This is a genomic window from Arcobacter sp. (genome assembly GCF_050300555.1).
Classification (GTDB): Bacteria; Campylobacterota; Campylobacteria; order Campylobacterales; family Arcobacteraceae; genus Arcobacter.
The window spans coordinates 1-624 of record NZ_JBNKXY010000211.1 but is presented as its reverse complement, the minus strand read 5'-3'; the positions used below and the strand labels follow the sequence as shown (position 1 = coordinate 624).

The window sequence follows — 624 nt, the reverse complement described above, 5'->3', positions numbered from 1 at the left end:
CTTTTTTTTTGAGAAATAATGTCAATAGATATTATACACCTCAACTGACTAACTATAATGTCCAAGATGACTAACTTACAAACTTATCCCTCGGAAGCAAGGTGTATAAGATTTTGCTGTCATATACCCTCTTTTTTAAAAAAAGTTTGTCGTTTTAGGTTTGTCTTAGCTCTATTTAAGAAAAAATTGATATAAATTAATAACATACAAATGATTATTTTAGATATATAAAGAGAAACATGCTTATATGATATAATTCATATATGTTATTACATTAGTAGAAATTACTAAGTAAAGGTTTAAACTTAAGAAAATGAAAAACTTAAAAAATGGAAAAGGTAAGTAACTATCCCATTCTACTCTTAAAATCTTCATATCCGAACTTGCGTAATAATTTAAACCCATTTATGTCACTCCATATCCCTATTGATGGATGTGATACTCCATTAAACATAGTTGTTTTAACCATTGTATAATGGATCATATCTTTAAATACAATTAAATCACCAATTTCTAATTTCTTATCAAAAAAATAATCACCAACAAAGTCTCCTGCTAAACAGCTATTACCTCCCATCTTGTACAATATTTTATCTGCAGATGGATCCTGAGAAGCACCCATAA

1 pseudogene is annotated in these 624 nt (G+C 27.6%); it reads right to left on the bottom strand.

Annotated features, from left to right (window positions below):
- Window positions 1–346 precede the first annotated feature (346 nt).
- Window positions 347–624 (bottom strand): annotated as a pseudogene (locus ACQY5W_RS13310) (hypothetical protein); the annotation flags it as partial.